Annotated in this window: 5 protein-coding genes; 3 read left to right on the top strand and 2 right to left on the bottom strand. The window is 48.0% G+C overall.

The window, feature by feature from the left end; genetic code table 11:
• A partial coding sequence (locus QUB68_RS08250) for a two-partner secretion domain-containing protein (protein ID WP_332991134.1) occupies window positions 1-2407 on the bottom strand: 2407 nt, incomplete at its 3' end.
• Between the two features lie 1031 nt (window positions 2408-3438).
• Here QUB68_RS08250 and QUB68_RS08245 point away from each other — a divergent pair.
• The 3 genes from QUB68_RS08245 to atpC all read left to right on the top strand — a co-directional run bounded on the left by QUB68_RS08245 (window position 3439) and on the right by atpC (window position 6402).
• Complete coding sequence (locus QUB68_RS08245; RefSeq protein ID WP_332991132.1) at window positions 3439-4248, top strand: PEP-CTERM sorting domain-containing protein; 810 nt, start codon at window positions 3439-3441, stop codon at window positions 4246-4248.
• Between the two features lie 126 nt (window positions 4249-4374).
• Complete coding sequence (atpD, locus tag QUB68_RS08240) at window positions 4375-5832, top strand: F0F1 ATP synthase subunit beta (protein WP_332991130.1); 1458 nt, start codon at window positions 4375-4377, stop codon at window positions 5830-5832.
• A gap of 162 nt (window positions 5833-5994) precedes the next feature.
• Entirely contained in the window at window positions 5995-6402 is a 408-nt protein-coding gene (gene atpC, locus QUB68_RS08235; RefSeq protein ID WP_332991128.1) for an ATP synthase F1 subunit epsilon, read from the top strand.
• A gap of 208 nt (window positions 6403-6610) precedes the next feature.
• On the opposite strand, the gene QUB68_RS08230 is transcribed toward atpC, so the two are convergent.
• Window positions 6611-6910: a DUF7734 family protein gene (locus QUB68_RS08230; protein WP_332991125.1), complete on the bottom strand. Its 300-nt coding sequence runs from the start codon at window positions 6908-6910 to the stop codon at window positions 6611-6613.
• Window positions 6911-7142 lie beyond the last annotated feature (232 nt).

Genomic DNA, 7142 nt, shown 5'->3' with positions numbered 1-7142 from the left:
CCTTGCCGCCTGTTCCTGTGAGGGCGATATTTCCATTTTGCGATCGCACTGTGCTGGTATCGTTAAGATTTATCCCTTGATTGCCATCGGTTCCGCTGCCGCCAACACCAGTGAAAGTGACATTCCCGGTGCCTGTGGATTCTACCAGCCCTGCTATCACAAGGCCCGAGTTGTTGCTCCCGCTCCCCTTGCCGCCTGTTCCTGTGAGGGCGATATTTCCATTTTGCGATCGCACTGTGCTGGTATCGTTAAGATTTATCCCTCGATTGAAATCGATCCCGCTGCCGCCAACACCGGTGAAAGTGACCTTCCCGGTGCCTGTGGATTCTACCAGCCCTGCTATCACAAGGCCCGCGTTGCCGCTCCCGCTCGCCTGGCCGCCTGTTCCTGTGAGGGCGATATTTCCATTTTGCGATCGCACTTTGCTGGTATCGTTAACACTTATCCCTCGATTGAAATCGGTCCCGCTGCCACCAACACCGACGAGAGTGACATTCCCGGTACCTGTGGATTCTACCAGCCCTAATATCCCAAGGCCCGCGTTGTTGCTCCCGCTCCCCTTGCCGCCTGTTCCTGTGAGGGTGATATTTCCTTGCGATCGCACTGTGCCATTGTTAAGACTTATCCCTTGATTGCCATCGGTTCCATTTCCCCCCGTCCCGGTAATAGTTATACTTCCGGCATTAATTGTACTGCTCTCGATAGCAACTCCCTGGCCAAAAGTAAGACTCCCTATACCGCGGCCCAGGAAATTCCCCCCGTTGGTATTAATCGTCGAACCTGAGATTCCTAGATAGCCACCATTGAGATTGTCGCTATCGGCATTTAGAGTAATATTGCCTCCTAGAGTGGTGATATTATTATTATTAATAGAAATATTATTATTGGCATTCAAAGTCAGGGAATTACTATTATTCCAAACAATCGGTGCGTTGACTGTAATATCACCTAGATTCGGCAAGGCAGACGCAGTAGAAATCGTAACATTACCCAAACCCAATTGATTTTGCAGCGTGACGTTATTAATCGTAGAAGTGTCAGCCGCAGGCGTAAATACTCCTCCTAAAGTGCCGCCTGCATCCGCATCAGTGCTAATAGTAATATCAGTCGGATCTAATAATAATGTGCCAGCAATGCCCAAGGGCGATCGCAAATCCACCAACCCTTGAAAATCCAGCGATTGCTTTCCCGATACTTCCACAAAACCGCCATTCCCAGAAAACAAGCCGCCTCTGGCCGTAATATTGCCATTAAAGCGAGTAGTTTCATCAGCCCAAACAATAACTCGCCCGCCATTCCCATTACTAATCGCATCAGCATTAATTGTCGAATCACCGCTGACAAACGTCCGCACAGCATTCGGCACAGTCCCCAAACCCTGATAATCTCCCCCAATCCGTACATTCCCGCCACCGTTGGTACCGGAAGCATCGATGTTACCCGCAATAACACCTACTTTCTCGCCCAAGATGTTAACATTACCGCCAGTGTTACCCGAAACGTTGAGACTGCCGCTTGCGATCGAAGTTCCCGCAACTACCGGCACAGCAACATTCGCCGTCAGCACAACCTCGCCATTAGAATTTACCGTCATATTCGTTGCCTGTGCCACACCTTTTCCAGTCAGCAACTCCGGCAAAGATAGCACTGGCTGCGTCCAATTGTTCGGTAGCGAGCTTTGAGTTGCTGTTGGCTGAACATCTAAACTTAATAAATTTCCCGCTTGAGAAATCCGCACCAAATTTTGACCCGGTACCGCTGCAATTATAATATTGCCTCCCGGCGCCGTTAGCTGACCGGTATTCACAACCGTACCGCCTGTCAAACTTAAACTTTGACCGGGCGCGACATTCAAACTGCCTGAATTAACAATGCTTCCGGGTTGCAAATTGGTAAATGCAAAACTATTCGGCATCCCGATTAAAGTCACCCAGTTGTTATTGCCGATCGCGCTAAACCACTGATTGTTCCCAAAACCTATCCCAGTCGCCGCAGTCGCATTAAAAGAACCAGGCACGTTCAAACTCGCATTCGGCCCGAAAATCATGCCGGCAGGATTCATCAAAAATAAATTGGAATTGCCGCCCGTAACTTGAATTAAGCCGTTAATTAAAGAAGGATTTCCGCCAGTAATCCGTCCTAAAATATTTTGAATGTTGGGATTGGTTAAAAAGTTAGCCGTTTGACCTTCGCTCAGTCCAAACTGAGTAAAACTGTGAAAAAGATTAGCCTTGTCTCCACCCAGAGACCCCCCGGTAATGTCGTAGCGGTTGCCGTTGGGTGTCACAACTGTGTTTGTGCCGTCGGGTGCCGGGGTGACGGGTTGTGCGGAAGCTGAGCCTGCTGCTGCCACCAGCCAGCCAACTATGAAGAACCATCCGAGAAAAGGTAGTTTGTTGGCTTTCATTGTGGTTAAAGATTTGTGCTTAAAGTGCGATCGCATTTATCTGTTCCTATTCTTACTCATAAAAATTCCTCATGTCAATCACAATTGGCGATCGCACGACTCCTAACCGGGTTTTTACCGCTGCGGCGACTGTCACAAATTAGACGCGACAACAAACCCGGTTTCTGACTGCCCGGGCGATCGCAAACTAAATCAGATAGCCTTATTTTTGATTGCTAAATAATTGGCAGTATATAACTAAAACTTTCTTGCTTCTTGCTTTTTGCTTTTTGCTTTTTGCTTTTTGCTTTTTGCGGATGGTATAGCAACCGCCACATCGGTGAGGACATAAATAACTTCATGAATAGAGCCGATACCCGTACTGCATCAATGGTTTGATTTCCGTTATGCAACTGTCAACTGTCCACTGTCCCAGGTCAACTGCTATATGTGGCGCGCCCCGCGAGGATTGTTGAAAAACCGGGAATACTTAGTCAAAAATGCGTAAGTATTGATCGCCTGTTCTCCCGCTTGCTTCTAGTGGCACAAAACTCGCTCAAATCCCTACTTGCGATTGCCGCTACATCCCAACAGCTTGCAGCCCGCTTCGATCGGCAACAGCGCGAACAGCCGAAATTCTCTCATAAACTTTATAATTTTTTGATAATCTTTACCAAAACTTCATAAAACTTGAGTAAAAATTCTTAGGTATTTTTGATGAAAGCTAATATTTGCAAGTCTTGCAGTCAAGTAGAGACCCTTAGGGACACATATAAATGTAGTAGCCTGGAAATCTAAACTGGGTAAAAATCTTGCTGTTACAGATTAAAGTGTGGCAGATGGAGTGTCTGTGAAAACTCACAGAACAACCAGCACTCATTTAGTTTAATGAGTGAGCTAGCTGACATCCGTCTGTAGAGTGACTTCTGTAAAGTCTCTTTTGCAGCTTTGACGATCGTCCTCAATCCCAGGCTGGCGATCGTCTATTGCCCGTCAGGGGCAAAATTCCATTTCCCGCTTTACTAACTAACAATACTGGAGGAATCAGGGTTATGACTACCTTAACGCTAGTCAAAAAAACATCTTTTACAGTTGCCAGCTTGGCAACGACAATCTTGCTGAGCATTTGCACGCCCGTGCGAGCTTTCATGTTTGGCACCAGCGGCATCCAGTTCGATCAAGATACAAGTATCAACTTTACCTTCGAGCAATCTCACGGCAATTACCAGTCCAGCTTGTTGGTAGCCAAATATCAGGTAGACGAGAAGGGTACTAGCTATGGCAACATCTTCCCACCACTGTTTCAGGAGATCAAGCCCTCAGATAACGGCGCAGCCGACGAATGGAAGGGAAGTTTCGGCAATGCAGTCACCTCAGACAACGGCTCAATCACCCAAACTTTCACATTTTTGCAGAATCAAACTTATGCCCTACTGCTGTGGAGCGACAGTGGCACCGGCAACCAATTCGAGCAGTACGCCTCCTCAAGCACCTTCATGAACAGCCCCGCATGGTTTGCCGCCAACAATCAGTTCCGGAGAGATGACTGTCTAGTGGCCGGGTGTCAGCAAGCTGTATTTGGGGACTTTAAGCTAGACTACAACTCCTCCGACTCATTTACAAACGTCAACGGCGGTAAAGGCCCAGAGCAATATTCATTGCTAACCATGGCCCAACTGGCTCAGGGCACAAAAATCTCCTTCGACGATGCCGGAGGAGGAAACGATCGCGACTTCCAAGACTTCACCGTGTCGGCCGAGTTAGCCCCCGAGCCAGTGACAGTGTTCGGCACTATGCTGGGGATCGGGGCTTTGGCTGCGGCTCGCGGAAAAAAAAAGCGACAGCAGCAACCAGAAAAATGACTCTTAACTAGCCCCATACAAATCTAAATAGTGCGTCTGTTCAGTGGTACTCTGAAACATGGCATTTCTAAATGTTAAGACTTTTTCCACAACGGGAAAAATAGAATCCTAACAAAGGCACTATTCATGGTATCAACCGCAACAAAAACGAACGTAGGCTACATCACCCAAATTATTGGGCCGGTTGTAGACGTAAAATTCCCAGGTGGCAAACTGCCCCAAATCTATAACGCTATTACGATTGCCGGCAAAAACGAAGCAGGTCAAGACATTGCTGTTACCTGCGAAGTTCAGCAACTGCTCGGAGACAGCCAAGTGCGTGCAGTTTCCATGAGTACCACCGACGGCTTAATGCGCGGTATGGAAGTAGTAGATACCGGGAAAGCGATCCAAGTTCCCGTCGGCATCCCGACTCTCGGCCGTATTTTTAACGTCATCGGCGAACCCGTAGACAACCTCGGCCCAGTCGATACTTCCGAAAGTATGCCCATCCACCGCCAACCACCGGCTTTCACCGAACTGGAAACCAAGCCTTCGGTGTTTGAAACAGGGATCAAGGTCATCGACCTTTTGGCTCCCTACCGTCGCGGTGGCAAAATCGGTTTGTTCGGCGGCGCAGGCGTCGGCAAAACCGTGATCATGATGGAACTCGTCAACAACATCGCTAAGGCTCACGGCGGCGTGTCCGTGTTTGGCGGTGTGGGCGAGCGCACCCGTGAAGGTAATGACCTTTACAAGGAAATGATCGAGTCTGGGGTTATTGACGAAAAAGACCGCAGCAAGTCGAAAATTGCCCTAGTATACGGTCAAATGAACGAGCCACCTGGTGCTCGGATGCGCGTGGGCCTGTCGGCTCTAGCGATGGCCGAATACTTCCGCGATGTCAGCAAGCAAGACGTACTCTTGTTCATTGACAACATCTTCCGGTTCGTACAAGCTGGTTCTGAAGTATCCGCTCTCTTGGGTCGGATGCCTTCGGCTGTGGGATATCAGCCGACTCTCGGTACAGACATGGGTGACTTGCAAGAACGGATTACTTCGACTACTGAAGGTTCGATTACTTCGGTTCAAGCTGTGTACGTACCTGCGGATGACTTCACTGATCCAGCGCCGGCTACGACTTTTGCTCACTTGGACGCTACAACTTTGTTGTCTCGCGGTTTGGCTGCTAAGGGTATTTATCCGGCTGTTGATCCCCTGGAGTCTACGTCCACAATGTTGCAAGTTAGCATTGTAGGCGAAGAACACTATGGTGTGGCGCGTCAGGTGCAGTCTATTCTGCAACGCTACAAGGAATTGCAAGATATTATTGCGATTTTGGGTTTGGATGAGCTGTCGGAAGATGACCGCTTGACCGTTTCTCGCGCTCGCAAAATTGAACGTTTCTTGTCTCAACCGTTCTTTGTGGCGGAAGTGTTCACCGGTTCTCCTGGTAAGTATGTCAAGCTGGCAGATACGATTAAGGGCTTCCAAATGATTTTGGGTGGCGAACTTGATGAGTTACCTGAACAAGCTTTCTATTTGGTGGGCGATATCAATGAGGCGATCGCCAAAGCTGAAAAAATGAAGGCTGACGCTAAGTAGAAAGTAGGTAATTGGTAATGGGTAATTGGTAATGGGTAATTGGTAATGGGTAATGAGTTATTGGAACTAACAAATAACTAATTCCCAATTACCAATTACCCAATGCCCAATGCCCAATGCCCAATGCCCAATGCCCAATGCCCAATTACCAATTCGCTATTTATGACATTAACTGTGCGCGTAGTTGCCCCAGACAAAACTGTTTGGGATTCTAATGCTGAAGAAGTAATTCTGCCGAGCACCACAGGCCAATTGGGTATCTTGAGCGGTCACGCTCCGATGTTGACGGCTCTGGATACCGGAGTGATGCGCGTCCGTCCCGGTAAGGAATGGGTGTCTATTGCTCTGATGGGCGGCTTTGCAGAAATCCAAGAAAACAAGGTTACTATTCTTGTCAACGGCGCTGAAAAAGGCGAAACGATTGATAAAGAAGCTGCTCGTACTGCTTACACCGCAGCAGAAGCTCGTTTGGACAAGTCTGCTAGCGGCACTTTGCAAGAGCAGATTCAAGCTAAGCAAGCCATCAAACGCGCGAGAGCTCGTTTTCAAGCTGCCGGCGGCACGCTTTAGCGCTAAGGGTAGGGACAGGGTGCTTTTGTATCTCTGGTTTTTGTCAAAGTCTCGATCCCCCCTAACCCCCCTTAAGAAGGGGGGGACAAGAGCATTCAAAGTCCCCCTTTTTAAGGGGGATTTAGGGGGATCTGGTCTCGGCGGTAAACGACAGATACAAAAGGTTTTAGTTGACACCTATGAACAATGTTGTGTCCCTACTTTTTTGCTAAACTCCGGCCTCGGATAATAGCGATTGCATTGTTTCCCAAGATAACCCCTGCTGAAGATAGCGGGGGTTATTTGGATTGTAGGGGCTGTGGAGCCGATCGACACTCACAATCTTTGCTCCCTCCGGCAAAACTGGAATTTCTGGATCGCTGGCGGTCGATCGCACCAGGGAGCTAGAAAAGCCTTTAAAAATAGCAATCTCGTCGAATTCGCCGTCAATTTGAGCCTTGACGATTAACACTTCGTGCGATCGGGCGATCGTGTATTGTTCCAACCGGCGAGCAATAGAGTCAGCCATAGCACATCTTACTTTAGTGAAATCTGCTATAATATAACTTAATTTTGCGACTAATTTCAGGGACAGCCAGCCGAAATTTTATACTTAATTCGACCTTTTTTAACAGCCGGAAGTAAGCAGACATAATATAAGTCCTGTCAAAAACATCTGGAAGATATTACTCCTGCAAAACCTACTTATACGATATTTGATGGATTACAGAAATACTAGGTTTAAATCATCGTTTTCAATT

Source organism: Microcoleus sp. A006_D1 (genome assembly GCF_036702805.1).
In the GTDB taxonomy this organism is placed as follows: domain Bacteria; phylum Cyanobacteriota; class Cyanobacteriia; order Cyanobacteriales; family Microcoleaceae; genus Microcoleus.
Note: the sequence above shows the minus strand (reverse complement) of the source record. Positions and strands in the feature narration are given on the sequence as shown.